Origin of the sequence: Micromonospora eburnea (genome assembly GCF_900090225.1) — a bacterium.
In the GTDB taxonomy this organism is placed as follows: Bacteria; Actinomycetota; Actinomycetes; order Mycobacteriales; family Micromonosporaceae; genus Micromonospora; species Micromonospora eburnea.
Map to the genome: position 1 here is coordinate 7,141,640 of NZ_FMHY01000002.1, position 26,506 is coordinate 7,168,145.

Sequence of the window (26,506 nt, forward strand, 5' to 3'; positions counted from 1 at the left end):
GCGTGCAGCGGCGAGGTCATCGCCCCGGGGCAGGTCGCGGGGCGTGGGACGGCTCCCCTCCCGCCGTCCCACGGCCCGTGGGTCACCACGTCGAGAGATCATGCGGAGACGGTGAGTAACCCATGCCATACCGACAGACTGCACCAGGGACGTGCGACATGCAAGTTGCATGTCGACTTTTGCCGATACGTGAGTGGGACACGTGAACGAGACGCTTGAAGCGTTCGGTGCCGGGACGGCACACTGGACGCCGGTTTCGCCCGCCGCGGCCGGTCGACCACCGGCACCACCCCTGCCGCGAACGATCGCCCGCCATAAGCCGGTCGCGCCCCCGGCGGGTGTGGAACCGGGCGCGGTCGACCGGAGGTAGTCGGGTGAGCGCGAGGAGCCGTCATCCCCGTCCAGCAACCCGCGGAGCGGCGTCGTGAGCGTGCGACGCAGCCCCACCATCCGGCGTCGGCGACTGGGGGCGGAACTCCGCCGCCAGCGGGAGAACGCCGGCATCACCATCGAGGCCGTGGCGGAGCAGTTGGAATGCTCGGCCTCGAAGATCTCCCGCATCGAGACCGGTCACACCACCGCCACCCCACGGGACGTGCGGGACATGCTCCGCATCTACGGGGTGGTGGGCGCCGAGAGCGACGAGCTGGTGCAGATTGCCCGTGAGGCCCGGCAGAAGGGCTGGTGGCATCCGTACAGCACGGTGCTGGTCGGGGCGTACGTGGGGCTGGAGGCGGCGGCCAGCTCGATCCGGGCGTATGAGCAGCAGGTCGTGCCGGGCCTGCTGGAGACCGAGGAGTACGCGAGCGCAATGATCCGGGCCGCTCGGCCGGACTTCAGTGCGGAACAGGTCGCACAACGTGTCCGTGTCCGTCTGGGCCGTCAGTCGTTGCTGACTCAGGACGATCCGGTCGATCTGTGGGTGGTGCTCGATGAGGCGGTGTTGAGTCGGCCGGTTGGCGGCGACGTGGTGATGCGTGGCCAGCTCAAGCGGCTGGTGGAGGTGGCCGAACTGCCGAACGTGACGTTGCAGGTCCTGCCCTTCGAGGTGGGCGCGCACGCTGGCATGGACGGGACCTTCACGATCCTCAGCTTTCCCGAACCGAGTGATCCCGATGTCGTGTACGCGGAGAACGCCACGGGTGGGCTTTTCCTCGAGAAGAGCGACGAACTGCAGAAGTACAGCTTCATCTTCGATCACATTCGAGCGGCGGCCACACGCCCGGAGGAATCCATCGCTCACATCGCAAAACTGGCAGAGGAGCCGTTGTGGAAATGGCGACCAAGAAGTTCCCCGTGGACCTGACGCAGGCGACCTGGTTCAAGAGCTCGAAGAGCGGGCCGAACTGTGACAACTGCGTGGAGGTCGCGTACGTGACCGGGGCGGTCGGCGTCCGGGATTCAAAGGACAAGACGGGCCCGGCCCTGGTCTTCGCCCCGGGTGACTGGCACGCTTTCGTCGCCGGTGCCAGGGACGGAGCCTTCGCCCGGGACTGATCCGGCAACCCGGAACGATGAACGTGGTCCCGTCCGGCAAAGTGGCCGGGCGGGACCATTTCGTGTGCCCCGGCCGGGTCGGTCGGGCCCACCCGTCGCCACTTCCGTTCCGCCTCGTTGAACCGCACGGATCGGCAACCGAACGAGGCAGGCGAGACGGATGACGACGATCGGTTCAGAGAATCTCACCAACGGCCCGGGCAAGCCTGAGCGGTTCGGCGGCAAGTACCGCGGGGCGCGCCGGGACACGGTCCTCACCGAGGTGGGTTCCGCCGACGCCGAGGTCGGCGGCCGGGACGGCACCGCCCCGGAGCAGGCATCCCCGCCGCTCACCCTGCCGTCCCTGGATCCCAATCCGCTCACCGAGCCGTCGTTCCCGCCGAGCGCCTGGCAGCTGGAGCAGAACGATTCCCTGGTGGACCACCCGCTGCTGCGTGGCCTGCTGATGGAGTTGCCGCCGAAGGGCAGCGTGCCGCCGCCCGGTTGGCTGGACCGCTGGTTCGAGGCGACCCGGGCGATCCTCGAACTGCTATACGTGCAGGGAGCCGGCCGGTCGCGATGACCCGGTGGCCGCCGGCGAGATGGCGCGCTCGGCGAGCCGGTTGTGCCGCAGCGCGTGGCGTACCCCGATCGCGGTGACGCCGAGCACGCCGACGGTGCTGGCCGGCCCGGTCACGGCCGGTGCCGCGAGCAGGTCGACGCCGGCCGCCGAGGCCACCGCCGGCAGGACGGCGAGTGCGGTCACCTGGATCGGCAGCCCGATCAGCGGGTGCGCCGCGGCGGCCCGTAACCCGTGTGGTGCCGGAGTGTCCGGCGCGTTGGCGAAGACGCCCGCGCCGGCCCGCAGGCGCCGTACCCGCCGGACCGTGCAGACCGCGACGGCCAGCGCCGGGCCGGCCGCGAGGGCGAGCCCGGCGGCGGCCCGGTCGGCCACCGTTCGCCCGGCACTCTCCAGGCCTAGGACCAGGACGGTTGCCGTCAGGGCGAGGCCGGTCAGGGTCAGCGCGGACAACCATCCGGTACGCCGACGCAGCGCGCGGGCGCGATCCAGCCGGGGCAGTCCGTCCGCCACGACGCCGGCGGCTGCCCACACGGCGGCGACGGGGAGCAGTACGGTGAGCTGGTCGGCCATGCCTCTCAGCCTGGTCCAGGTCGACCTGCCCCGAATCCGGGGCGGCACCCCGGTTCGTCCCGTACGCGTCCCCGTAGGGGCCATCCCACCAACGCTATCAATAAATCGACATCTTCACATTTCTCAATCTCTGACCTAGCCTCTCACCAATCGGCAGGCGTCGATCAGCCAGGGCCTCGCTGGCGGACGTGCGCCGGTCGGAGGGAGGTAGGGAGATGGCTCTCCCACACAGGTCCGCACTTGTCGGTATGACCGCGTTGGCGCTGGTCACGGCGGCCAGTCCCGCCCTGGCCGCGGAACCCACCGGGGCGGTCCGGAACGCTGGCGGGGCCACTGCGGTGGCCGACAGCTACCTGGTCGTCCTGAAGGACAACGTCGTCGCCCCGGGCAGCGTGGGCGACACCGCACAGCGGCTGCGCGCCCGGCACGGCGGCACCATCGCGCACACCTGGACCGCCGCGCTGCGCGGCTTCGAGGTCCGGGTCGGCGCGGCGGCCGCCGCCCGGATCGCCGCCGATCCCGCCGTGGCGTACGTGGAACAGAACCACACCGTGACGATCTCCGGCACCCAGACGAACCCGCCGTCCTGGGGCCTGGACCGGATCGACCAGCGGAACCTGCCGCTGAACAACTCGTACACCTATCCGAACACGGCCTCGAACGTCCGGGCGTACATCATCGACACCGGCATCCGGACCACGCACAACGACTTCGGTGGCCGGGCCACCTGGGGTACGAACACCGTCGACACCAACAACACCGACTGCAACGGTCACGGCACCCACGTCGCCGGCACCGTCGGCGGCTCGTCCTACGGGGTGGCCAAGGGTGTGCAACTGGTCGCGGTCAAGGTGCTCAACTGCTCCGGCAGCGGCACCACCGCCGGGGTCGTCTCCGGTGTCGACTGGGTGACCCGGAACGCGGTCAAGCCCGCGGTGGCCAACATGAGCCTCGGCGGCGGCGCGGACACCACCCTCGACACGGCGGTCCGCAACTCGATCAACGCCGGCATCACGTACGGCCTGGCCGCCGGCAACGACAACGGCGCGAACGCCTGCAACACCTCGCCGGCCCGGGTCACCGAGGCGATCACGGTCGGCTCCACCACCAACACCGACGCGCGGTCGTCGTTCTCCAACATCGGCACCTGCCTGGACATCTTCGCGCCGGGCTCATCGATCACCTCCGCCTGGAACAGCAGCGACACCGCGACCAACACGATCAGCGGCACGTCGATGGCGACCCCGCACGTGGTCGGCGCGGCGGCGCTGGTGGCCAGCGCCAACCCGTCCTGGACCCCCCAGCAGGTTCGCGACTACCTGGTGGACAACGCCACCAGTGGCGTGGTGACCAGCCCGGGGACCGGCTCGCCCAACAAGCTGCTCTACGTGGTCAACGGCACGGCGACCAACGACTTCTCCGTCTCGGTGTCGCCGACCGCCGGCTCCACCGCGGCGGGCGGCTCGGTGACAGCCACCGTCAGCACCGCCACCACCAGCGGTTCGGCCCAGTCGGTCAGCCTCTCCGCGTCCGGCCTGCCGACCGGTGCGAGCGCGTCGTTCAGCCCGTCGTCGGTGACTTCGGGCGGTTCGTCGACCCTGACCATCAGCACCTCGTCGAGCACCCCGTCCGGGACGTACCCGGTGACGGTCACCGGCACCGCGACGTCGGGCACGAAGACGACGACGTACACGCTGACGGTGGGCCCGATCGGTGGCTGCACCGGCGCCGGCCAGAAGCTGGGCAACCCCGGCTTCGAGTCGGGTAACACCGTGTGGAGCACCACGTCCGGGGTGATCGGCCAGTACGGCTCCAGCGGCCAGCCGACCCACGGCGGGACGTGGAACGCCTGGATGGACGGCTACGGCAGCACCCACACCGACACGTTGTCGCAGTCGGTGAGCCTGCCGGCGGGCTGCACGTCGTACAACTTCAGCTTCTGGCTGCACATCGACAGCTCGGAGTCGACCACCACCACCGCGTACGACAAGCTCACGGTGCAGGTGCTCAACTCCTCCGGCACGGTGCTGGCGACCCTGGCCACGTACTCGAACCTGAACAAGGCCGCCGGGTACAGCCAGAAGTCGTTCTCCCTGGCCGCGTACGCCGGGCAGACCGTCACGCTGAAGTTCACCGCCACCGAGGACGTCCTGTTGCAGACCTCGTTCGTGGTTGACGACACCGCGGTCGACGTCTCCTGACCCAACCCTTCCCACCGGCGTCCGGCGGTCACCCCACGGTGGCCGCCGGACGTCGTTGCCGGCCGGGTGGCCCAGGGCCGGGGTACGCGGTCCGAACCGGGCCGGTCCAGGAGGAGAACCCGGAGGCGGCCCGATCTGGGCGTCAGACGTCGAAGGCGGCGGGGCGCTGGGTGGCCGGGGCCGGCGGGGCGGCCTTCCACAGGCCGGTCTTCTGGGCGGCCAGCCGGGCCAGGTAGGCCGGGTTGAGAATGACGTAGCGGCGCCAGAGCCGCTTCGGCTCCAGGCCGAGCCGCCAGAACCACTCCAGCCCGGCACGCTGCATCCACGGTGGCGGGTTACGCAGCAGGCCGGCGTGGTAGTCGAACGCGGCCCCGACCGCCATCAGAGGCATGTCCAGCAGTGGCCGCATGGCGTACGCGAAGACCTCCTGGCGGGGGCAGCCCAGCCCGACCAGGACGAGCCTCGCCCCGCTGGCCTTGATCCGGTCGGCGATCTCGACGTCCTCGCCCGGCTGCATGGACCGGAACTTCGACGGCTCGACGCCGGCGATCTTCAGCGCCGGGAACTTCCGCTCCAGGGCCGGGATCAGCCGGGACAGGGTCTCCTCGGTGGAGCCGTACAGGTAGACCGGCAGGCCCTCGTCGGCGAACCGGTGCAGCACCCGCAGCGTCAGCTCCGGGCCGTAGACCCGGTCGGTGAGGCCGGCGCCGTGCAACAGGTTGAGGGCCCAGCGGACCGGCTGCCCGTCCGGGGTGACCACGTCGAACGAGTTGAGCCGCGCGTTGTGCGCCGGGTCGAGCACCCCGGTCATCACGCCGTGCACGGCCAGCGCGGTCAGGGCCAGCGGGCGGCGCTCGTGCGCCGCCGTGACGACCGCCTCGGTCGCCCGGGCGTAATCGGTCGAGTCGACGAGGACGCCGAGCACGTTCCGCTTGGTGCCGGTGGTCATGGCTTCGGCACCCACTTGTCGACGTTCGCCTCGTAGATCTCCCGAAGGATCATCGGCACGTCGTAGGTGATCTTCCAGTCCGGGTAGTGCTCCTCGAACCGGGCCATGCTGCTGACGTACCACTGGTGGTCGCCGGTGCGGGCCTGCTCGACGTAGTTGATTTCCGCCGGACGGCCGGTGATCTCCTCGGCGATCCGGAACGCCTCGATGTGCGAGGTGTTCGAGTGACGGCCGCCACCCAGGTTGTAGACCTGGGCCGAGCGCGGCGCGCGGAAGAACGCCTCGAAGGCGGTCAGCACGTCCCGGGAGTGGATCGCGTCCCGGACCATCTTGCCCTTGTAGCCGTAGAGGTTGTACGTCCGGCCCTCCATCACGCAGCGCATCAGGTACGCCAGGAAGCCGTGCAGCTCGGCGGCCGAGTGGGCCGGGCCGGTCAGCGTGCCGCCCCGGAAACAGGCGGTCTTCATGTCGAAGTACCGGCCGTACTCCTGCACCATCACGTCGGCGGCCACCTTGGAGGCGCCGAAGACCGAGTGCAGCGAGTCGTCGATCGACATGTCCTCGGTGATGCCCTGGTGGTACGGGTGGTCCTCGGGCAGCTCGTACCGGGTCTCCAGCTCGACCAGGGGCAGGCTGTTCGGGCGGTCGCCGTACACCTTGTTGGTGGAGCAGTGGATGAAGGGGGCGTCGATCGCGTGCCGGCGGGTGTTCTCCAGCATGTTGAGGGTGCCGCCCGCGTTGACGTCGAAGTCCGTGTACGGCTCCTTGGCGGCCCAGTCGTGGCTGGGCTGCGCGGCGCTGTGGATCACTACGCCGATGTCCGAGCCGTACTTCTTGAAGACCTGCTCCAAGCCGTCCCGGTCGCGGATGTCGACGGAGAAGTGGGTGTAGGCGCCACCCAGGTCGGCGGCGAGCCGTTCCAGGCTCCAGGATGTCGAGCCGTCCTCGCCGAAGAAGTACCGCCGCATGTCGTTGTCGATGCCGACCACGTCGAGCCCGAGGCCGGCGAAGTGCCGGGCCGCCTCGGAACCGATCAGACCGCCCGAACCGGTCACCAACGCGACAGTCACACGCCACTCCTGGTCCTTGTGAGGCAGGGAAACCACCGGAGCATAACGCGACGCCGGGCACGCCCCGATATGGCGAGAGGGCCCCGCAGTCTGCGGAGCCCTCTCGATGGTGGGGAAGGGGGGAGTTGAACCCCCACGCCCTTTCGGGCACACGGACCTGAACCGTGCGCGTCTGCCATTCCGCCACTTCCCCGTGGCTCGACCTGGAACACCGTAACCCATCCCGCTCCCGCCGTCGCCGGCAGGGGCCCGAACATATTACGCTGGTTCCCGGTCATCGCCACGAGCGATCACCGTTCGTGGCGGACGAAACTGTAGCACGGCCGCAGGGCTGCCCACGAACGGGCCGCCAGCGGCCGGCCGAGCGGCGTGTGAGCTGCGGAGGCGGTGTCCGGATACCATCATTGCCTCGGGACCCGAGGAGGAGCCGGTGAGCGTGCTGCAACGCTTCGAGAAGCGTCTGGAAGGCCTGGTCGAAGGGGCCTTCGCCAAGGTCTTCAAAGGGGTGGTCCACCCCGTGGAGATCCTCAACGCCATGCAGCGGGAGGCCGAGGCGCACAAGGCGATCCTGGCCGGTGGGCGCACGCTGGTGCCCAACCGCTACGTGATCGATCTCTCGCCGTACGACCACAGTCGGTTGGCGCCCTACGCTGCGGCGTTGGCCCAGGAACTGGCCCAGTCGCAGGCGGAGTTCATCGGCGAGCAGGCCTGGACGGTCTACGGCGACGTGATCGTCGAGGTCGAGCGCGGCGAGGGGCTGGACACCGGCATGTTCCGGGTCACCGCGGAGGTCTACACCGGCGGCGACGTCGCCCCGGTCTCCGCGCCCGGCGGCTACGACGCCGGACCGGCCTACCCGTCCTACGACCAGGGGGGCGGCTACGGTCCGCCGCCGGGGCACGGCGGTGGCCGTAACGTCCGGTTGGTCTCCGGTGACGGCCGCACCTACCCGCTCCAGATGGGCTCGACCGTGATCGGCCGCGGTGACCAGGCCAACCTGCGCCTGCCCGACGTCGGCATCTCCCGGCGACACGCCCGGCTGGACTTCGACGGCGGCCAGGTCGTGCTGACCGACCTCGGCTCCACCAACGGCACCATGGTCAACGGCCAGCGGGTGTCCGCCGTCGCCCTCAACCCGGGCGACATGATCCAGCTCGGCACCACCACCCTGACCTTCCGCGTGGACGGCTGACCGTTGCCGGAACTCGTCATCACCGTCGCCCGGTTCGGGTTCATCATCCTGCTGTGGATCTTTGTGTTCACGGTGGTCGGGGTGATCCGTCGGGACCTCTTCGCGGGAGCCAGGTCGGGTCGGTTGGTGGCCGCGCCACGCGCGGTCGGTGCCTCGACCGGGCAGGCGGCGAAGCCGGCGAAGGTGAAGCGGGGCAGGGCGGCACACCAGTTGGTGGTCACCGCGGGCCAGTTGGCCGGCACCCGGATCACCCTCGGCGAAGCCCAGATCACCATCGGGCGGGCCGAGGATTCGACGCTGGTGATCACCGACGACTACGCCTCGGCGCGGCACGCCCGGCTCGTACCGCGCGACGGGCAGTGGTTCGTCGAGGACCTCGGTTCGACTAACGGCACATACCTGGATCGCGCTAAGGTCACCGGACCGACCCCCGTACCCCTCGGCGTGCCGATCCGGATCGGCCGCACTTCTCTCGAATTACGGCCATGACTCTGACCCTGCGCTATGCGGCCCACAGTGACCGCGGTCTGATCCGAGACGGTAATCAAGATTCCGTCTACGCCGGGCCGCGGCTCCTCGCCGTCGCCGACGGCATGGGCGGCATGGCCGCCGGTGACGTCGCCAGCAACATCGTCATCGGTGCCATGGCGCCGCTGGACGAGGACGTCCCTGGGGACGCCCTCGTCGACGCGCTGCGCTCCGCCGTGGGCACCGCCAACCAGCAGCTCCGCGACACCGTGGATGCCAACCCGCAGCTGGAGGGGATGGGCACCACGCTCACCGCGACCCTCTTCTCCGGCAGCAAGCTCGGCATGGTGCACATCGGTGACTCGCGGGCCTATCTCCTGCGGAACGGCGAGTTCACGCAGATCACGAAGGACGACACGTACGTCCAGATGCTCGTCGACGAGGGCCGCATCAGCGCGGAGGAGGCGAGCAGCCACCCCCAGCGCTCGCTGCTCACCCGGGCGCTGGACGGCCGCGACATCGACCCGGAATACAGCGTCCGGCAGGTGCTCCCCGGTGATCGCTACCTGATCTGCTCCGACGGCCTCTCCGGGGTGGTCAGCGCGGACACCATCGGCGACACCATGCGCGAGTACACCGACCCGCAGCAGTGCGTGGAGCGCCTCGTGCAGCTCGCCCTGCGCGGCGGCGGCCCGGACAACATCACCGTGATCATCGCCGACGCCACCGACCAGGACATCGTCGAGGCGACCCCGATCGTCGGCGGCGCCGCGGCCCGCGACCGGGGCATGGCCACTTCCGCCGACGTGTCCACGCCGGCGGCCCGCGCCTCCGCCCTGTCCGCCCCGCGGCCGCCCGTGCCCGAGGAGCCGGTGGACGGCGACGACGAGCCGGAGCGGCGTCGACACCGGCCGCTGCGTACCGCCGTGATGCTGCTGGCGCTCCTGGTCATCCTCGGCGGTGGCGTCTTCGGCGGGTGGAGCTACACCCAGCGCCAGTACTACGTCGGTGCCACCGAGGACGGCCAGATCGCCGTCTTCCGCGGCGTGCCCGGCCAGATCGCCGGCGTCGATTTGTCGAGCCCGCACTCCGTCAGCCCGGCCAAGCTGGACGACCTCACCCTGGCCGCCCAGGAGCAGGTCAAGCAGGGCATCCAGGCCAAGAGTGAGCCGGACGCCGAGCGTCGGCTGGCCGAGCTGACGAGCGACGACCCGACCAACCCCAACCTCAAGCCGATCTGCCCGCCGAGCCCGACGGCCACCGCGGCCACCCCGATCGCGACGGCCACGGTCACGCCGACCCCGAGCACGACCACCAGCGCTGCCACCCCGGCGACCGGCGCGAACGCCAGCCCGTCGGCCACCACCACGCCGGAACCGACCAGCACGCCCGCGCCGACCACCACGCCCGACGCCGTCGCCTCCGACACCGTTCCGCCGGTCGACCCGGCGGGTTGCCGGTCGCCGGAGTGAGCGCCGGCTCGACCCCGAGGACCCGACCGTGACCGCAGCCGCCGTACCGGCAACCTCGCCCGCCTCGACGGGCGAGCAGCCGGGCGTACGCCTGGCCCGGTCCCGGCGTAACGCGGAGCTGTCGCTGCTGCTGCTCGCCATGGTGCTGGTGGCGGCGTACGGGGCGACGGTCGAGGCGAACGTGCTGGACACGGTCACCCCCGACTTCTGGGTTCCGGCCGCCGTGCTGGGGCTGGTCTTCCTCGGCCTGCACCTGGTGATCCGCTGGCTGGCGCCGTTCGCCGATCCGGCGCTGCTGCCGGCGGTCGCCCTGCTCAACGGCATCGGGGTGGGCTTCCTGCGCCGCTACGACCTGGCCTGGGCCCAACCGGCGGACCGGGAGAGTCTGGCCATCTTCGCCGGCACCGGTGGCCGGCAGTTGGCCTGGACTCTCGCCGGGGTGATTCTCGCCGCCGCGCTGCTGGCGATCATGCGGGACCACCGCTCGCTCTCCCGGTACGCGTACACCCTGGGGCTGGCCGGCATCGTGCTGGTGATGATCCCGGCGGTGCTGCCGGGCCAGTTCTCCGAGATCAACGGCGCCAAGCTGTGGATCAGATTCGGCGGGTTCCAGATCCAGCCGGGCGAGTTCGCCAAGCTCGCCCTGCTCACCTTCTTCGCGTACTACCTGGTCCGCAAGCGTGAGGTGCTCTCGCTGGCCAGCCGGCGGGTGCTCGGCATCGACTTCCCGCGCGGCCGGGACCTCGGCCCGGTCCTCGTGGTCTGGATGATCAGCATCCTGGTGTTGGTCTTCGAGAAGGACCTGGGCACCTCGCTGCTCTACTTCGGCATGTTCGTGGTGACGCTCTACATCGCCACCGAACGGGTCAGTTGGCTGCTCATCGGCCTGGTCCTCTTCTTCGGCGGCGCCTATCTGGCGTACGTCCTGGGCAGCACCGTCGGTGGCCCGTTCGCGAACTTCTACCTCCGGGCCGAGATCTGGCTGGACCCGTTCGGCGACCCGTACAACAAGGGCTACCAGCTCGTACAGGGCCTGCTCACGCTCGGCACCGGCGGCCTCTTCGGGGCCGGGCCGGGTGGCGGCCAGCCGACCCTGCTGCCCGAGGTGCAGAACGACTTCATCTTCGCCGGCATCGGTGAGGAGATCGGGCTCTTCGGCCTCTCCGCGCTGCTGGTGATCTATCTGCTGATCGTCGAGCGGGGGCTGCGGGCCGCGCTGGCGGTGCGGGACTCGTTCGGCAAGCTGCTCGCCGGCGGCCTGGCCTTCACCCTGGGTCTCCAGGTGTTCGTCATCGTCGGCGGGATCAGCAAGCTCATCCCGCTGACCGGCCAGACCACCCCGTTCCTCTCCGCCGGTGGGTCTTCGCTGATGGCGAACTGGCTGCTCATCGCGACCCTCCTCCGGGTCTCCGATGGCGCCCACCGGCCGGTGGGTCCCAGCGGGCCGGCGGCTCGGCCGAGCGGCGGCCCGCCGGAGCAGCTGCACGGTGCCCTCACGGAGGTGATTCGGCCGTGAACGCACCCCTGCGCCGCGTCGGCGTGGTCGTGATGGTCCTCTTCGGGCTGCTCTTCGCCAACCTCAACTGGATTCAGGCCTACAAGGCGGACGAATACCGCAACAGCGACTACAACGGCCGGGTCCAGGTCGACGAGTACAAGCGCAAGCGGGGCAACATCGAGGTCGGCGGCACCGCGGTCGCGATCAGCAAGGACACCGGCGGCAAGCTCAGGTTCCAGCGCACCTATCCGGGCGGCGAGACCTACGCGCACGTGCTCGGCTACAAGCCGGTCAACCTCGGCGACGTCGGCATCGAGCGGCTGGAGAACGAGTTCCTCGCCGGGACCAGCGACCAGCTCATCGGCGACCGGATCAAGGACATGTTCACCGGCGAGCAGACCGGTGGCGGCAATGTGCTGCTGTCCCTGTCCAAGCGGGCCCAGGAGACGGCGTACAAGCAGCTCCAGAACAACCAGGTCGGGGCGAAGCGGGGCGCGGCCATCGCGATCGACCCGCGTACCGGGGCCGTGCAGGCGCTGGTCTCCATGCCCAGCTTCGACCCGAACCCGCTGGCCAGCCACGACACCACGGCGGCCAAGGACGCGTACGAGAGGCTGGAGCAGGACCCGGACCGCCCGCTGGCCAACCGGGCGCTCTCCGAGACCCTGCCCCCGGGTTCCACCTTCAAGATCGTGGTGGCCGCGGCGGCGCTGGAGAACGGGGTCACCAAGGAGACCAGCATCCCGGCCGGGCCGAGCTGGACCCCGCCGACCGCGGGCCGGCCGATCGGAAACGCCGCACCCTCGATCTGCCCCGAGGCACACGTGACCCTGATCGAGGCGGTCACCGAGTCGTGCAACACCGGCTTCGCCCAGCTCGGCGTGCGGCTCGGCGCCGACAAGATCAAGGAGAAGGCCCAGCAGTTCGGCTTCGAGCAGGAGGACCTCACGGTCGGCCAGCTCGGCGAGGGCGGCCTGCGGGTGGCGGCCAGCCGGACCGGCGACATGCAGAACCCGGACGGGAGCGAGGACAAGGCCGCGCTGGCCCAGTCCTCGATCGGGCAGAACAACGTGCGGATGACCCCGCTCCAGGGCGCCCTGATCGCCGCCTCGGTGGCCAACGGGGGCAGCCAGATGCGGCCGTACGTGGTCAAGCAGCTGCTCGCTCCGGACCGCACCACCAGCTACTACAGCGCCAAGCCGCGGGAGCTGCGCCAGCCGGTGAGCGGCCAGGTCGCCAACGACCTGCGGGACATGATGGTCAGCGTGGTCCGCAACGGCAGCGGCCGGAAGGCCGCGATCAGCGGCTACACCGTGGGCGGCAAGACCGGCACCGCGGAGTCCGGCCCGAACACTCCCGACCACGGCTGGTTCATCGGTTTCGCGCTGGACAAGAACGGCACCCCGATCTCCGCCGTCTGTGTGGAGCTGGAGCAGGCGGGCAAGGGCGGCAGCGCCGAGGCGGCCCGGATCGCCGGCCGGATCATGGCGGCGGTCATCGCCGACTCCGGAGGCCGCTGACATGCTCAGCCCCGGGGTGCAGCTCGGCAACCGCTACCGCCTCGACGAGCGGATCGCCAGCGGTGGCATGGGTGACGTCTGGCGCGGCACCGACCAGGTGCTGGGCCGTACCGTCGCGGTGAAGAGCCTGCTGCCCGCCCTGCTCGACGAGCCGGGCTTCGCCGAGCGGTTCCGGGGCGAGGCACGGACCATGGCCACCATCAACCACCCCGGCGTGGTGGACGTCTACGACTTCGGCAGCGACCAGCAGATCGCCTTCCTGGTCATGGAGTACGTCGAGGGCGACGCGCTCTCCTCGACCCTCAACCGGGTCGGCCGGCTCACCCCGGCCCGGACGATGGCCCTGCTGGCGCAGGCCGCCGACGCCCTGCACGCGGCCCACGAGAAGGGCATCGTGCACCGGGACGTGAAGCCGGGCAACCTGCTGGTCCGGCCGAACGGCACGCTGGTGCTCACCGACTTCGGGATCGCCCGTTCCGACCTGGTGGGCCAGCTCACCGCCGCCGGTTCGGTGCTCGGCACGGCGTCGTACATCTCGCCCGAGCAGGCCACCGGTGCGGTGGCCACCCCCGCGTCCGACGTGTACGCGCTCGGCGTGGTCGCGTACCAGTGCCTCGCCGGCCGGCGCCCCTTCGAGGGGGACAATCCCCTCGAAATCGCCATGAAGCACGTACGCGAGGCGCCCCGGTCACTGCCCGCCGACATCCCGCCCGCAGTGAAGGCGATCGTGGAGCGGGCCATGGCGAAGGATCCCGCGGCCCGCTGGCCCAGCGCCGCCGCACTGGCCAGCGTCGCCCGGCAGACCAAGCAAGCGTTGTCCCAGCAGGCGCGCGGCGGCCAGCCGCACCCGATCTCCGGCGTACCGGCCTCGCCGGCCGCGCCGGCGGCCCGGGCGCAGGTCCCGGCGGTGGCGCGAGCACAGCCCCGCCCGCCCGTGGTGGCCGCTCGCCCACCGGTCGGGCCGCGCGCGGCCCCGATGGCGCCGCCCGCCCCGCAACCCCGCCCGCCGGTCGCCCCACGCGCCGCCGTGGCCGTCCCACCGCCCGGGCAGCCCAGTCCGCTCGGGTACGCCCGACCGCAGGCCGCGCCGGCCCGTCCCCTGCCGGCCCCCCGCCGGTCCGGGGCCGGCCTGTGGCTGACCGCCATCGTGCTGGCCGTACTGGTCGTGCTCTGCTCGGGCGTGATTTCGTACTACTACCGGAAGAACGCGTCGGCCGGCGCGCTCGCTCCGGTGAGCGTGACCTCCGGCGCGGTGTGGGTGCGCGGAGGGGACGATCCGGGCCGGACGTCGTACCGTCGTGAGGTACGGCTCAGGTTGGCTGGCGGCGAGACGACGACGAGCGAAGGACGAGAGACGCGATGACAGCGCAGGCCCGCCTGCTCGGTGGCAGGTACCAGGTCGGCGAGCTGCTTGGCTACGGCGGCATGGCCGAGGTGCACCGCGGTCGCGATCTCCGGCTCGGTCGGGATGTCGCGATCAAGATGCTTCGGGCGGATCTGGCCCGGGATGCCACCTTCCAGATGCGGTTCCGGCGGGAGGCGCAGAACGCCGCCTCGCTGAACCACCCGGCCATCGTCGCCGTTTACGACACCGGCGAGGAGACCGCGGCGACCGGCGAGACGCTGCCGTTCATCGTGATGGAGTTCGTCAACGGGCGGACCCTCAAGGAGGTGCTGGGCGCCGAGGGCCGGCTCCAGCCGCGCCGGGCGCTGGAGATCTGCGCCGACATGTGCGCGGCGCTGGAGTTCAGCCACCGGCACGGGATCATCCACCGGGACATCAAGCCCGGCAACGTGATGCTCACCCAGACCGGCCAGGTCAAGGTGATGGACTTCGGCATCGCCCGGGCGCTGGCCAGCGGGGCCACCACGATGACCCAGACCAGCGCGGTCATCGGCACCGCACAATACCTCTCCCCCGAGCAGGCACGCGGCGAGGCGGTCGACGCGCGCTCCGACGTGTACGCGGCCGGCTGCGTGCTGTTCGAGCTGCTCTGCGGGCATCCGCCGTTCGTCGGGGACAGCCCGGTCAGCGTCGCGTACCAGCACGTACGGGAGACGCCCCCGACGCCGAGCACCATCAACCCGGACGTCAACCCGGCGGTGGACGCCATCGTCCTCAAGGCGCTGTCCAAGAACCCGCTGAACCGCTACCAGAGCGCCGGCGAGATGCGGGCGGACCTGCTCCGTGCGGCTGCCGGCCGCCCGGTGCTGGCCACCCCGGTCATGCCGGCCGACGAGACCATGCCGATGGCGCCGGCCGCCGGGGCGGGTGGTTACCAGACGCAGGTCATGGGGCCGCAGAACCGGCAGCAGGTCCCGGCCCGGGTCGGCGACCCGCGTAAGCGCAAGAGTTCCTCCTGGGTGATCGCCACCTTCGCCGGTCTCGGTGTCCTCGCGGTGATCGCCCTGGTCGCCGCGCTGCTGCTGAACCAGCGCGGCGCCGACCGCGTGAATACGCCGGGTTTGCAGGGCAAGAGCCAGGCGGAGGCGGTCGCCGCGATCGAGGCGTTGGGGCTCAAGGCGGTGCCCGGCGAGCAGGTGCTCAACAACACCTGCCAGAAGGACACGGTGGTCAACCAGTCCCCGGGTCCGGGCACGCCGCTGGAAAAGGGCCAGAACGTGACGTTCCAGGTCTGCGGCGGCAAGAAGATGGTCCCCGTCCCCCCGGTGAAGGGCAACCAGTACGAGAACGTCAAGCTGCAGTTGGAGGGCCTGAACCTCAAGGTCGACCCGGAGTACGTCAACGACAGCCAGCCGGAGGGCTCGGTGATCAGCACCGACCCCGAGCAGGGCACCGAGGTCGCGGAGGGGACCACCATCAAGGTGAAGGTCTCCAAGGGCAACGTCGTCAAGGTGCCGGACGTCGTCGGCATGACGAAGGAGCTGGCCGAGAGGACGCTGAGGAACGCCGGCTACAAGGTGCGGACCCTCGACGGCGATGAGGTGGCACCGGACAAGGCCGGCCTGGTCAGCAGGCAGTCGCCCGAGGCCGACAGGAAGCTTGAGAAGAACAAGCAGGTCACCATCTACGTCGACTACGCGGCGCCGGATCCCACCGGCAGCCCGGATCCGACCGAGACGCCCACCGGCGGTCCCACCACTCCGGGTGCTGGCGGCGGTGGCGGCGGGCTACCCTTCCCGACCTTGCCGCCGACCCGGGACTCCATCCGGTAGGGCCGAGCACGGCAGACGCGACGGCGCGGTGCCCGGGTGACCGGGACACCGCGCCGTCGCGTAGTCGCGTATGACGCCGGACGGCAGAACTCAGGCGGTCGCGAAGGCGGCTCGGCGGCGGGCGTCCACCTCGGCGGCCAGCTCCGGCGCCCGCTCCAGCGCCGCGGGGTAGCCGCAGCCGGCCAGCCAGTTCGCCAACATGAGGTGCCCGCCCTCGGTCAGCACCGACTCCGGGTGGAACTGGACGCCCTCGATCGGCAGGCTCCGGTGCCGCATGGCCATGACCACGCCGGAGCCCGTCCAGCCGGTCACCTCCAGCTCCTCGGGCAGCGTCTCGGGCAGTACGGCGAGCGAGTGGTAGCGGGTGGCGGTGAACGGATCGGGCAGCCCGGCGAGCACGCCGACCCCGTGGTGGCTTACCTCCGAGGTCTTGCCGTGCAGCAGCTCCGGTGCCCGGGTCACCGTCGCGCCGAACGCCTCACCGATCGCCTGGTGACCGAGGCAGACCCCGAAGAGGGGCAGTTTGCCGGCGTACTCGCGGATCACGTCGAGGCAGATGCCGGCGCGGTCCGGGCTGCCGGGACCGGGCGAGAGCAGTACGCCGTCCGCGCCGAGCCGGCCCACCTCGGCGACGTCGATCTCGTCGTTGCGCCGGACCTCGCAGTCCACGCCGAGCTGGCCGAGGTACTGGACAAGGTTGAAGACGAACGAGTCGTAGTTGTCGATCACCAGGATGCGCATCGGTCACCTGTCCCGGGTGGAGGGCGGGGCGTTGTTCGTCTCGGTGCTGTACGGAATGTCCTCCTCGGTGGGCGATCCGCTGGGCACGATGAGCTGCCCGCCGTTGTCGCCGCCCGGCACGCCCGAGTCGTCGGTGATCTGGCTGTCGAAGAAGGGGAGGAGGGGTTCCGCCCACGGGAAGACCACGAACCAGAGCAGGGCGACCGTCGCCACGGTGAGCAGCAGCGAGCCGATCAGCTTTCCGACCAGCCCGAACGGCAGCTTGCGCCAGATCCACGCGTACATCGTCAGTCCCCCAACTCGGCCGGGCGGCCCGCCGACTTCGCCATCTCCTTGACCAGTCGGGCGTGGATGATCAGCCGCTGGTAGTTGTCGAACTTGGGGTTGCAGGTGGTCAGGGTGAGCACCTTCTCGGTCGCCTTCTTGCCCGGCTTGCCGGGCACCGGCGCCACCACCTCGACCTGGGACGGCTTGACGATCCGCTGCTGGTAGACCTGGTAGACGAGCCACTGGGTCTGGGTCTCGACGATGATGTAGTCCTCGTCGGGCACGAGCTCGTCCAGCCGCCAGAAGGTGGCCCGGATGCGGTGCCCGGCGACGGCGAAGTTGCCCACCTCGCCCGGCATGGCGCTCTTCGGGTAGTGGCCCGGGGCGTATCGGATGTCGGCCGGGCTGACCCCTTCGACCACGACCCAGTGCTTGTCAATCTTGGGAATGTAGAGCCCGGCGACGGGCTTCCCCTCCGCCGGCGGCTTGGGCTTGGTGGTGGGGCCGGTGGTCGGCCCGACCGTCGGGTCGCCTGCCCACTCCTGGGCGAGCTGGCTGTTCAGGTCGTTCTGGTGGGCGTCGACGATCACCGTCTTGCCCCAGATCTCGTACCCGGCGAAGAGCAGCACCACCAGGCCGAAGGTGATCAGCACCTCGCCGGCGGCCCGCACGCCGGTGCGCAGCCGGGAGCCGACGGTGGGCCGGGTCAGCTCGGAGTAGACGCTCCGGTATCCCTCACCGGTCTGCTCGGGGCGGAGCTGCACCACGCGCTCGCCGCGCCGGGGGCGTGGCGGCTCGGCCGGGAGATCGGGATCGTCGCCGGTATCCCGGGGCGGGGGCACCGCACCCATCAGCGCGGTGGACTCCAGGAGTGGGTGGTTCGCCGGCCGGCGGGTGACGGCCGGGATCAGAGCGGTCGCCGCCGGATCGTCCGGTGGGCCGCTGGTCGGCCCCGACCGGTCCGGACCGCCGTCGGTCGTTCCAGCCCCCCTGGGTACGCCGGCAGCCGGTCCAGCCCCCCGGGGTACGCCGGCAGCGGGCGTACCGGCTCCCCGCGTATCGGCTGCGCGAGCGTCGGCCCGGCGGGCGGTGGGGTCCTCGGCGGGGTGCCCGGCGGCCCGGCGCTCCGGCCGGTCGCCCAACGGCGGGATGAAGGCGGTCGGCGCGTCACCCGGCGCGGCCGGTCGTATCGCTGGGGGTGGGGTGTCGGACGGCCGGGCGGTGGGGTTGCCGGCGGCCCAGCGGCCCGACCCCTCCCCACCGGCCCGCGGCCCCGCCGGCTCCGGGCGGTGATGCGGCCCCAGCCCGGTCGGCTCGGGGCGATGGTGCGGCCCTGGCCCGGTCGGCTCGGGGCGGTGTTGCGGCCCCAGCCCGGTCGGCTCCGCGCCGGTTCCCGGCCTGGCCGGCTCCGGGCGGTGGTGCGGCCCTTGCCCTGCCGGCTCCGGGCGCTGTTCGAACCTCGGCCCTGCCGGCTCGGGATGGTGGTCGAACCTCGGCGCGGCCGGCTCCGGGCGGCGGTCGAAGCGTTCTCCGGGCGCACCGGTACGTGAGCCGGGCGGCTCCTCCGGCCAACGGCGGGGCTGCCCGGCCGGGGAGGCGGTGCTGGCGGGCTGCCCGGCCTGCTCCGCGCCCGCCCAGCTGCTCGGGGCGGACCGTGCGTCGTAACCGGCGAACCGCTCCGCCGGGGCCGACGCGTGCCGTTCCGCCGGAGCCGGATTCGACGGGTACCAGTCGGGGCGGGCCGGCGGGGGGCGCTCGGGCCCGGCTGCCGCCGGCGGGCGCCCCTGATTGCCGGGCCACGGCGGCGGCGGGTCCGGGAAGGAAGCTGCCGGGCCGTTCGCGGGCGGCCGGGCGGCGGGCGAGCGCGGCGCGGCCGGCTCCGGCCAGGGCAGGTCGAGCGGGCGGGGCGGCGTGCGGTCGCCGGGCGGCCCGGCGGCGGCGGCTTCGCCGCCGGGGTCGTGGTGGCGGCCGTCCCGCTCCCAGGAGCCGTCGGGCGTCACCGAAGCACCTTCGCGGACTGGAGCGCCGTGGAGTCTTCGAACGCCGGCACGGTGACCGTGGTGACGGTCTCCTTGTAGCCGAGCTGGTAGTGGTCGGCCGCTTCCTTGAACACCCGGACTCCCTCGGAGGTGGCGAGCGCCCCCTGTAGGGCGCCGGGGTCGCCAATTGCCACGATCTTGAAAGGAGGGGAGTACACCCGGCCGTGCAGCAGCAGGGTGTTTCCGACGCAGCGTACCGCGCTGGTGCTGAGCACGCGGACGTTCATGATTGACATTGCCTCGGCCCCGCCCGCCCAGAGCGCGTTCACGACCGCCTGTACGTCGCCCTGATGGACCACCAGGTCATCGTTGCTGGCGCCTTTGGGCAGGGGCTGGTCGGGCCGCCGGGTCGCGTCGTTCAGCTCGACGATGATCCCGGTGCCGGTGAGCGCGGTGAAGCCGGCCGCCTCCCGGCTCGCGGCGGCCCGGTCCCGCTGCGCCTTGATCGGGCCGTCCGTGTCGGCCAGCGCGGCGGTCTGCTCCTCGACCTCGGCGCGCAGCCGGGCGGCCGTGGCCTCGCTCGCCGCGACCTGTTCGCGCCGGTCCTCGATCAGCTGGGTGAGCTGGGGTCGGCGGTCCTCCCGCAGCGAGGTGCCGCCGGCGGTGGTCGCGGTCGTGGTGAAGAGTAGCCCCGCCGCGGCGGCGATCAGGGGTACGCCGAGCGACCAGCCGGGCCGGCGCTGCCGTGCCCGCCGGGGCAGCAGGACGACGACCGCGCGCCGGAGGACCTTGCGCCAGGATGCGGCGCCGGACGTGTACTCCACCGGGCGTTCCCTTTCCCGTCGTCTCGTTCCGGCCCACCACGACCCGAACCGTGGGCTGAACCCGAAAAGTCCTACCCATTTCGGTCACTCCGTGCACCGGCCTGACCCTATTCATGGCTTGGACGGTCAGTCCGGACTACGCTAGCTGTCGAACATTATTGGCCATGGACCGTCGCCCCCGCGCCCGGTTGTCAGGCCGGACGAGGTCGTACCCCCCTCTGGAGAGCGTCGTGCCCAAGTCTCAGGTCCGCAAGAAGAAGGTGTACACCCCCCCGACGGACGTGCGTCCGACGGCCACGGCGGCGACGCGCAAGCCCAGCCCGGTCTGGCTGCCGATCACCGCCGTCGCCCTGATCGTCGCCGGCATCGGCTGGTTGGTGGTGTATTACCTCTCCGAGCAGGCGTACCCGGTCATGTCGTGGGGCTACTGGAACCTCGCGGTGGGCTTCGGCGCGATGGTCGCCTCGCTGATTCTGCTCTCCCGCTGGCGCTGACCCGGTCGGCGGCCGGCCCGGTTTCCCGGGCCTCGGCTCAGCGCGTCCGACGGCGCGCGGAGAGTCGAGGTCGTCGCGGAGCCGGGCCGCTGACCTGTCTCACCCCGAACGGCCGCCGCTGGGCGGTTCAGCGCCGCCCCGGACATGGACGTAGGTCACGCCCGGACGCCCCTGCCCGGCATGCGGGCTCCGGTGCACCTAAGGTGTCGGCAGGGCGGCGTGGCCAGTGCGAGATGTCTCACGTTACCGATCGGTAACCTTGCGCGTAGGCTGCACTGCATGACCGAGCGGAGCGAGGTCATCGACCGGTCGGGTCGGGGTGGCGGTAGCGGCGGAACACCGCCCGCGCCCTGAGTCGGTCCCGGCCGCCGAGCCGCTCGACCACGCAGCAGACCGGGGAGGCCAACTCGATGGGCAGCGTCCAGATCGTCACCACGATCCTCGCGGCCGCCATCACCGCGGTGGCGGTGTGGCTTGCGGTACGCGCGGTCATGAAGATGGTGGCCGTCATCCGCCTCGGGCAACCCGCGCCGGAGCGGTTCACGGACAAGGGCACCCGTGCCACCAAGATGCTGGTGGAGACCGCCGGTCACACCCGCATGTTGAAGTGGAGCGTGGTGGGGGCCGCGCACTGGTTCGTGATGGTCGCGTTCATCGTGCTGTCGCTGCTGGTGCTCGAGGCGTACTTCGAGGTGGTCACGCCCGGGGGCGAGCTGCCGATCATCGGATCCTGGACGGTCTTCGGCCTGGCCACCGAGATCATCGGCGTGTTCGGCCTGCTGGGCATCCTGGTGCTGATGGCGATCCGGTTGCGCAACCGGCCCGCCCGACCGGGTAACCGGTCCCGGTTCACCGGCTCGACCATGTGGCAGGGCTACTTCGTTGAGTGGGTCGTGCTGCTGGTCCTGATCTTCGGCTTCCTGATCCGGGGCTTCAAGGTCGCCACCGGCCACTTCGAGTACCCGGTCTGGGCCGCCCCGGTCAGCCACGCCCTCGGCAACGCCCTGCCGGCGTGGGCGGCCGGCGTCAGCGTCGCCGCCCTCATCAAGATCATCATCTCGATGACCTGGCTCATCGTGATCTCGTTGAACGTCACCATGGGCGTCGCCTGGCACCGCTTCCTGGCGTTCCCCAACATCTTCTTCAAGCGCGACCCGGAGAAGGCGGCCGGCTCCGGCCTCGGCCCGCTGCGGCCGATGATGAGCGACGGCAAGCCGCTCGACTTCGAGGAGGCCGATCCGGAGAAGGACCAGTTCGGCGTCGCCCAGGTTGAGCAGTTCACCTGGAAGGGCCTGCTGGACTTCAGCACCTGCACCGAGTGCGGCCGCTGCCAGTCGCAGTGCCCGGCGTGGAACACCGGTAAGCCGCTGTCGCCGAAGCTGCTCGTGCTGAGCCTGCGCGACCACGCGTACGCGAAGGCCCCGTACCTGCTGGCCGGCGGCGGCAAGGACCTGACCGGCGAGGAGAAGGCCAGCCAGGAGCAGCTCGCCAACGTCGACGTGCTGGCCCTCGCCGAGGCGGACCGGCCGCTGATCGGCACCGCCGAGGAGGGCGGTGTCATCGACCCGGACGTGCTCTGGTCCTGCACCACCTGCGGCGCCTGCGTCGAGCAGTGCCCGGTGGACATCGAGCACGTCGACCACATCGTCGACATGCGCCGCTACCAGGTGCTGATCGAGTCGAGCTTCCCGTCCGAGGCCGGCGTCATGCTGCGCAACCTGGAGAACAAGGGCAACCCGTGGGGCGCCCCGCAGAACACCCGGGAGGACTGGACCAAGGGCCTCGGCTTCGAGGTGCCCCGGGTCGGCGAGGTCGAGGACTTCGAGTACCTGTTCTGGGTCGGCTGCGCCGGCGCGTTCGAGGACCGGGCCAAGAAGACCACCCGCGCGGTCGCCACGCTGCTCAACGAGGCGGGCGTCTCCTTCGCCATCCTCGGCGAGGGCGAGACCTGCTCCGGTGACCCGGCCCGCCGGATCGGCAACGAGTTCGTTTTCCAGATGCTCGCCCAGCAGAACGTCGAGACGCTGAACGAGGCGTTCGAGGGTCGGGAGAAGAGCAAGCGCAAGATCGTCGCCACCTGCCCGCACTGCTTCAACACCCTCGGCAACGAGTACGGCCAGCTCGGCGGCGAGTTCGAGGTGGTGCACCACACGCAGCTCCTGGCCCACCTGGTCGCCACCGGCAAGCTCACCCCGGTGCAGCCGGTCGACGGCGGCCTCACCTACCACGACCCCTGCTACCTGGGCCGGCACAACCGGGTCTTCACCCCGCCGCGCGAGGTCCTCGGTGCCGCACTCGGCTCGGCCGAGATCACCGAGATGCCGCGGAACAGCGAGCGCTCCTTCTGCTGCGGCGCTGGCGGTGCCCGGATGTGGATGGAGGAGAAGATCGGCAAGCGGATCAACGTGGACCGGGTCGAGGAGGCCATGTCCACCGGGGCGAAGACCATCGCGGTCGGCTGCCCGTTCTGCTCGACCATGCTCAGCGACGGGGTCAACGGCAAGGGCGCCGGGGAGCAGGTCGAGGTGATCGACGTGGCCAGCGTGCTGCTCCGCTCGGTCAAGCCGGAGGCCCCGGCGGGCGACAAGGAAGCCGAGCCGGTCGCCGGCTGAGGCGTACGCCGGGCTGCCTGACCCGCGGCGGTGGCACCTCGTTGGTGCCACCGCCGTCCGCGTCGGTCAGGTACTCGCCACGAAGGCGGCCGTGGTGGCCGCGGTGGTGGCGATCAGCAGCGCGGCCTGCGTCTGCTCGATGGCCTTCTTCGCCGCAGCGGAGGCCAGTCGCCGGCGGCGATCTCGTCGAGGCGGGACTTGAGTCGTCCTTCGGCACTCGGGAGGGCCGGTGAGCCCACCGCCCGGCAGCGAGAACCGCCGCGGTCCCCGGGCGCCCGTAGGCGGGTCTCGCTGCCGGGCCGCCGTCTCCACCGGGGCTCCCCGAGGTCGAGGACCGACTCAAGTCCCGCCTCGACAGATCGCCGCCGGCGACTGGGCCTCCGCTGCGGCGAAGAAGGCCATCGAGCAGACGCAGGCCGCGCTGCTGATCGCCACCACCGCGGCCACCACGGCCGCCTTCGTGGCGAGTACCTGACCGACGCGGACGGCGGTGGCACCAACGAGGTGCCACCGCCGCGGGTCAGGCAGCCCGGCGTACGCCTCAGCCGGCGACCGGCTCGGCTTCCTTGTCGCCCGCCGGGGCCTCCGGCTTGACCGAGCGGAGCAGCACGCTGGCCACGTCGATCACCTCGACCTGCTCCCCGGCGCCCTTGCCGTTGACCCCGTCGCTGAGCATGGTCGAGCAGAACGGGCAGCCGACCGCGATGGTCTTCGCCCGGTGGACATGGCCTCCTCGACCCGGTCCACGTTGATCCGCTTGCCGATCTTCTCCTCCATCCACATCCGGGCACCGCCAGCGCCGCAGCAGAAGGAGCGCTCGCTGTTCCGCGGCATCTCGGTGATCTCGGCCGAGCCGAGTGCGGCACCGAGGACCTCGCGCGGCGGGGTGAAGACCCGGTTGTGCCGGCCCAGGTAGCAGGGGTCGTGGTAGGTGAGGCCGCCGTCGACCGGCTGCACCGGGGTGAGCTTGCCGGTGGCGACCAGGTGGGCCAGGAGCTGCGTGTGGTGCACCACCTCGAACTCGCCGCCGAGCTGGCCGTACTCGTTGCCGAGGGTGTTGAAGCAGTGCGGGCAGGTGGCGACGATCTTGCGCTTGCTCTTCTCCCGACCCTCGAACGCCTCGTTCAGCGTCTCGACGTTCTGCTGGGCGAGCATCTGGAAAACGAACTCGTTGCCGATCCGGCGGGCCGGGTCACCGGAGCAGGTCTCGCCCTCGCCGAGGATGGCGAAGGAGACGCCCGCCTCGTTGAGCAGCGTGGCGACCGCGCGGGTGGTCTTCTTGGCCCGGTCCTCGAACGCGCCGGCGCAGCCGACCCAGAACAGGTACTCGAAGTCCTCGACCTCGCCGACCCGGGGCACCTCGAAGCCGAGGCCCTTGGTCCAGTCCTCCCGGGTGTTCTGCGGGGCGCCCCACGGGTTGCCCTTGTTCTCCAGGTTGCGCAGCATGACGCCGGCCTCGGACGGGAAGCTCGACTCGATCAGCACCTGGTAGCGGCGCATGTCGACGATGTGGTCGACGTGCTCGATGTCCACCGGGCACTGCTCGACGCAGGCGCCGCAGGTGGTGCAGGACCAGAGCACGTCCGGGTCGATGACACCGCCCTCCTCGGCGGTGCCGATCAGCGGCCGGTCCGCCTCGGCGAGGGCCAGCACGTCGACGTTGGCGAGCTGCTCCTGGCTGGCCTTCTCCTCGCCGGTCAGGTCCTTGCCGCCGCCGGCCAGCAGGTACGGGGCCTTCGCGTACGCGTGGTCGCGCAGGCTCAGCACGAGCAGCTTCGGCGACAGCGGCTTACCGGTGTTCCACGCCGGGCACTGCGACTGGCAGCGGCCGCACTCGGTGCAGGTGCTGAAGTCCAGCAGGCCCTTCCAGGTGAACTGCTCAACCTGGGCGACGCCGAACTGGTCCTTCTCCGGATCGGCCTCCTCGAAGTCGAGCGGCTTGCCGTCGCTCATCATCGGCCGCAGCGGGCCGAGGCCGGAGCCGGCCGCCTTCTCCGGGTCGCGCTTGAAGAAGATGTTGGGGAACGCCAGGAAGCGGTGCCAGGCGACGCCCATGGTGACGTTCAACGAGATCACGATGAGCCAGGTCATCGAGATGATGATCTTGATGAGGGCGGCGACGCTGACGCCGGCCGCCCACGCCGGCAGGGCGTTGCCGAGGGCGTGGCTGACCGGGGCGGCCCAGACCGGGTACTCGAAGTGGCCGGTGGCGACCTTGAAGCCCCGGATCAGGAAGCCGAAGATCAGGACCAGCAGCACGACCCACTCAACGAAGTAGCCCTGCCACATGGTCGAGCCGGTGAACCGGGACCGGTTACCCGGTCGGGCGGGCCGGTTGCGCAACCGGATCGCCATCAGCACCAGGATGCCCAGCAGGCCGAACACGCCGATGATCTCGGTGGCCAGGCCGAAGACCGTCCAGGATCCGATGATCGGCAGCTCGCCCCCGGGCGTGACCACCTCGAAGTACGCCTCGAGCACCAGCAGCGACAGCACGATGAACGCGACCATCACGAACCAGTGCGCGGCCCCCACCACGCTCCACTTCAACATGCGGGTGTGACCGGCGGTCTCCACCAGCATCTTGGTGGCACGGGTGCCCTTGTCCGTGAACCGCTCCGGCGCGGGTTGCCCGAGGCGGATGACGGCCACCATCTTCATGACCGCGCGTACCGCAAGCCACACCGCCACCGCGGTGATGGCGGCCGCGAGGATCGTGGTGACGATCTGGACGCTGCCCATCGAGTTGGCCTCCCCGGTCTGCTGCGTGGTCGAGCGGCTCGGCGGCCGGGACCGACTCAGGGCGCGGGCGGTGTTCCGCCGCTACCGCCACCCGACCCGACCGGTCGATGACCTCGCTCCGCTCGGTCATGCAGTGCAGCCTACGCGCAAGGTTACCGATCGGTAACGTGAGACATCTCGCACTGCCACGCCGCCCTGCCGACACCTTAGCCGCCCTGCCGACACCTTAGGTGCACCGGAGCCCGCATGCCGGGCAGGGGCGTCCGGGCGTGACCTACGTCCATGTCCGGGGCGGCGCTGAACGCCCAGCGGCGGCCGTTCGGGGTGAGACAGGTCAGCGGCCCGGCTCCGCGACGACCTCGACTCTCCGCGCGCCGTCGGACGCGCTGAGCCGAGGCCCGGGAAACCGGGCCGGCCGCCGACCGGGTCAGCGCCAGCGGGAGAGCAGAATCAGCGAGGCGACCATCGCGCCGAAGCCCACCGCGAGGTTCCAGTAGCCCCACGACATGACCGGGTACGCCTGCTCGGAGAGGTAATACACACCAACCAGCCGATGCCGGCGACGATCAGGGCGACGGCGGTGATCGGCAGCCAGACCGGGCTGGGCTTGCGCGTCGCCGCCGTGGCCGTCGGACGCACGTCCGTCGGGGGGGTGTACACCTTCTTCTTGC

The 26,506-nt window shown here is 71.0% G+C and carries 21 protein-coding genes, 1 tRNA gene and 2 pseudogenes; 13 read left to right on the forward strand and 11 right to left on the reverse strand.

Annotation, left to right across the window (positions count from 1 at the left end):
- Positions 1–424: 424 nt before the first annotated feature.
- The 3 genes from GA0070604_RS31420 to GA0070604_RS31430 all read left to right on the forward strand — a co-directional run bounded on the left by GA0070604_RS31420 (position 425) and on the right by GA0070604_RS31430 (position 2,059).
- The gene (locus GA0070604_RS31420; protein WP_091126789.1) at positions 425–1,306 is read left to right on the forward strand and encodes a helix-turn-helix domain-containing protein; all 882 of its coding nucleotides are present in this window, start codon (positions 425–427) and stop codon (positions 1,304–1,306) included.
- A complete protein-coding gene (locus tag GA0070604_RS31425) occupies positions 1,276–1,497 on the forward strand; it encodes a DUF397 domain-containing protein (RefSeq protein WP_091126790.1) in 222 nt (73 codons plus the stop codon). The genes GA0070604_RS31420 and GA0070604_RS31425 overlap by 31 nt, the downstream gene beginning before the upstream one ends.
- A 160-nt stretch (positions 1,498–1,657) precedes the next feature.
- Positions 1,658–2,059, forward strand: coding sequence for a hypothetical protein (locus GA0070604_RS31430; RefSeq protein WP_091126791.1), 402 nt, complete (start codon positions 1,658–1,660; stop codon positions 2,057–2,059).
- Here the strand turns inward: GA0070604_RS31430 and GA0070604_RS31435 are convergent.
- A complete protein-coding gene (locus GA0070604_RS31435) occupies positions 2,027–2,629 on the reverse strand; it encodes a hypothetical protein (RefSeq protein WP_091126792.1) in 603 nt (200 codons plus the stop codon). The genes GA0070604_RS31430 and GA0070604_RS31435 overlap by 33 nt on opposite strands.
- A gap of 215 nt (positions 2,630–2,844) precedes the next feature.
- On the opposite strand from GA0070604_RS31435, the gene GA0070604_RS34185 reads away from it, so the two are divergent.
- Positions 2,845–4,830, forward strand: coding sequence for a S8 family peptidase (locus tag GA0070604_RS34185; RefSeq protein ID WP_091126793.1), 1,986 nt, complete (start codon positions 2,845–2,847; stop codon positions 4,828–4,830).
- 142 nt (positions 4,831–4,972) lie between these two features.
- Here GA0070604_RS34185 and GA0070604_RS31445 read toward each other — a convergent pair whose 3' ends face one another.
- From GA0070604_RS31445 to GA0070604_RS31455, 3 genes are all read right to left on the reverse strand, one after another.
- Positions 4,973–5,779 carry a WecB/TagA/CpsF family glycosyltransferase gene (locus GA0070604_RS31445; protein WP_091127550.1) on the reverse strand — a complete coding sequence of 269 codons (807 nt, stop codon included), beginning with the start codon at positions 5,777–5,779 and terminating at the stop codon, positions 4,973–4,975.
- Positions 5,776–6,849 (reverse strand): NAD-dependent epimerase/dehydratase family protein, encoded by a 1,074-nt coding sequence (locus GA0070604_RS31450; RefSeq protein ID WP_091126794.1) that lies wholly within the window; start codon positions 6,847–6,849, stop codon positions 5,776–5,778. The genes GA0070604_RS31445 and GA0070604_RS31450 overlap by 4 nt, the downstream gene beginning before the upstream one ends.
- A 107-nt stretch (positions 6,850–6,956) precedes the next feature.
- Positions 6,957–7,042 (reverse strand) — tRNA-Leu (locus GA0070604_RS31455).
- Positions 7,043–7,252: 210 nt separating this feature from the next.
- Between GA0070604_RS31455 and GA0070604_RS31460 the strand changes: the two genes are divergently transcribed.
- Genes GA0070604_RS31460 through pknB form a run of 7 tightly spaced genes read left to right on the forward strand, consistent with a single transcriptional unit; the run spans position 7,253 to position 16,176 of the window.
- On the forward strand, positions 7,253–8,041 hold the full coding sequence (locus GA0070604_RS31460) for an FhaA domain-containing protein (protein ID WP_091126795.1): 789 nt from the start codon (positions 7,253–7,255) through the stop codon (positions 8,039–8,041).
- A 3-nt stretch (positions 8,042–8,044) separates the two neighbouring features.
- Entirely contained in the window at positions 8,045–8,530 is a 486-nt protein-coding gene (locus GA0070604_RS31465) for an FHA domain-containing protein FhaB/FipA (RefSeq protein WP_091126796.1), read from the forward strand.
- On the forward strand, positions 8,527–9,981 hold the full coding sequence (locus GA0070604_RS31470) for a PP2C family protein-serine/threonine phosphatase (RefSeq protein WP_091126797.1): 1,455 nt from the start codon (positions 8,527–8,529) through the stop codon (positions 9,979–9,981). Before GA0070604_RS31465 ends, GA0070604_RS31470 begins: the two co-directional genes overlap by 4 nt.
- 28 nt (positions 9,982–10,009) lie before the next feature.
- On the forward strand, positions 10,010–11,497 hold the full coding sequence (locus GA0070604_RS31475; protein WP_091126798.1) for an FtsW/RodA/SpoVE family cell cycle protein: 1,488 nt from the start codon (positions 10,010–10,012) through the stop codon (positions 11,495–11,497).
- Complete coding sequence (locus GA0070604_RS31480; RefSeq protein ID WP_091126799.1) at positions 11,494–12,999, forward strand: peptidoglycan D,D-transpeptidase FtsI family protein; 1,506 nt, start codon at positions 11,494–11,496, stop codon at positions 12,997–12,999. The genes GA0070604_RS31475 and GA0070604_RS31480 overlap by 4 nt, the downstream gene beginning before the upstream one ends.
- Before the next feature lies 1 nt (position 13,000).
- Entirely contained in the window at positions 13,001–14,362 is a 1,362-nt protein-coding gene (locus GA0070604_RS31485; RefSeq protein ID WP_091126800.1) for a serine/threonine-protein kinase, read from the forward strand.
- Complete coding sequence (gene pknB, locus GA0070604_RS31490; protein ID WP_091126801.1) at positions 14,359–16,176, forward strand: Stk1 family PASTA domain-containing Ser/Thr kinase; 1,818 nt, start codon at positions 14,359–14,361, stop codon at positions 16,174–16,176. Before GA0070604_RS31485 ends, pknB begins: the two co-directional genes overlap by 4 nt.
- A 90-nt stretch (positions 16,177–16,266) precedes the next feature.
- Here pknB and GA0070604_RS31495 read toward each other — a convergent pair whose 3' ends face one another.
- From GA0070604_RS31495 to GA0070604_RS31510, 4 genes are all read right to left on the reverse strand, one after another.
- Complete coding sequence (locus tag GA0070604_RS31495; RefSeq protein WP_091126802.1) at positions 16,267–16,917, reverse strand: aminodeoxychorismate/anthranilate synthase component II; 651 nt, start codon at positions 16,915–16,917, stop codon at positions 16,267–16,269.
- A gap of 3 nt (positions 16,918–16,920) precedes the next feature.
- Positions 16,921–17,202, reverse strand: a complete 282-nt coding sequence (locus GA0070604_RS31500) for a hypothetical protein (RefSeq protein WP_091126803.1) — start codon at positions 17,200–17,202, stop codon at positions 16,921–16,923.
- A gap of 2 nt (positions 17,203–17,204) precedes the next feature.
- Positions 17,205–18,554, reverse strand: coding sequence for a class E sortase (locus GA0070604_RS33845; protein WP_425256122.1), 1,350 nt, complete (start codon positions 18,552–18,554; stop codon positions 17,205–17,207).
- A gap of 626 nt (positions 18,555–19,180) precedes the next feature.
- A complete protein-coding gene (locus GA0070604_RS31510) occupies positions 19,181–19,987 on the reverse strand; it encodes a DUF881 domain-containing protein (protein ID WP_091126804.1) in 807 nt (268 codons plus the stop codon).
- 230 nt (positions 19,988–20,217) lie between these two features.
- Between GA0070604_RS31510 and GA0070604_RS31515 the strand changes: the two genes are divergently transcribed.
- Positions 20,218–20,481 carry a cell division protein CrgA gene (locus tag GA0070604_RS31515; RefSeq protein WP_091126805.1) on the forward strand — a complete coding sequence of 88 codons (264 nt, stop codon included), beginning with the start codon at positions 20,218–20,220 and terminating at the stop codon, positions 20,479–20,481.
- Positions 20,482–20,779: 298 nt separating this feature from the next.
- On the opposite strand, the gene GA0070604_RS34065 is transcribed toward GA0070604_RS31515, so the two are convergent.
- The gene (locus tag GA0070604_RS34065) at positions 20,780–20,914 is read right to left on the reverse strand and encodes a hypothetical protein (protein WP_279615664.1); all 135 of its coding nucleotides are present in this window, start codon (positions 20,912–20,914) and stop codon (positions 20,780–20,782) included.
- Between GA0070604_RS34065 and GA0070604_RS31520 the strand changes: the two genes are divergently transcribed.
- Positions 20,892–23,093 carry a (Fe-S)-binding protein gene (locus GA0070604_RS31520; protein ID WP_091112164.1) on the forward strand — a complete coding sequence of 734 codons (2,202 nt, stop codon included), beginning with the start codon at positions 20,892–20,894 and terminating at the stop codon, positions 23,091–23,093. The genes GA0070604_RS34065 and GA0070604_RS31520 overlap by 23 nt on opposite strands.
- Positions 23,094–23,634: 541 nt before the next feature.
- Here the strand turns inward: GA0070604_RS31520 and GA0070604_RS31525 are convergent.
- Positions 23,635–25,835 (reverse strand): annotated as a pseudogene (locus GA0070604_RS31525) ((Fe-S)-binding protein).
- 427 nt (positions 25,836–26,262) lie between these two features.
- A pseudogene (locus tag GA0070604_RS31530) lies at positions 26,263–26,506 on the reverse strand (cell division protein CrgA); the annotation flags it as partial.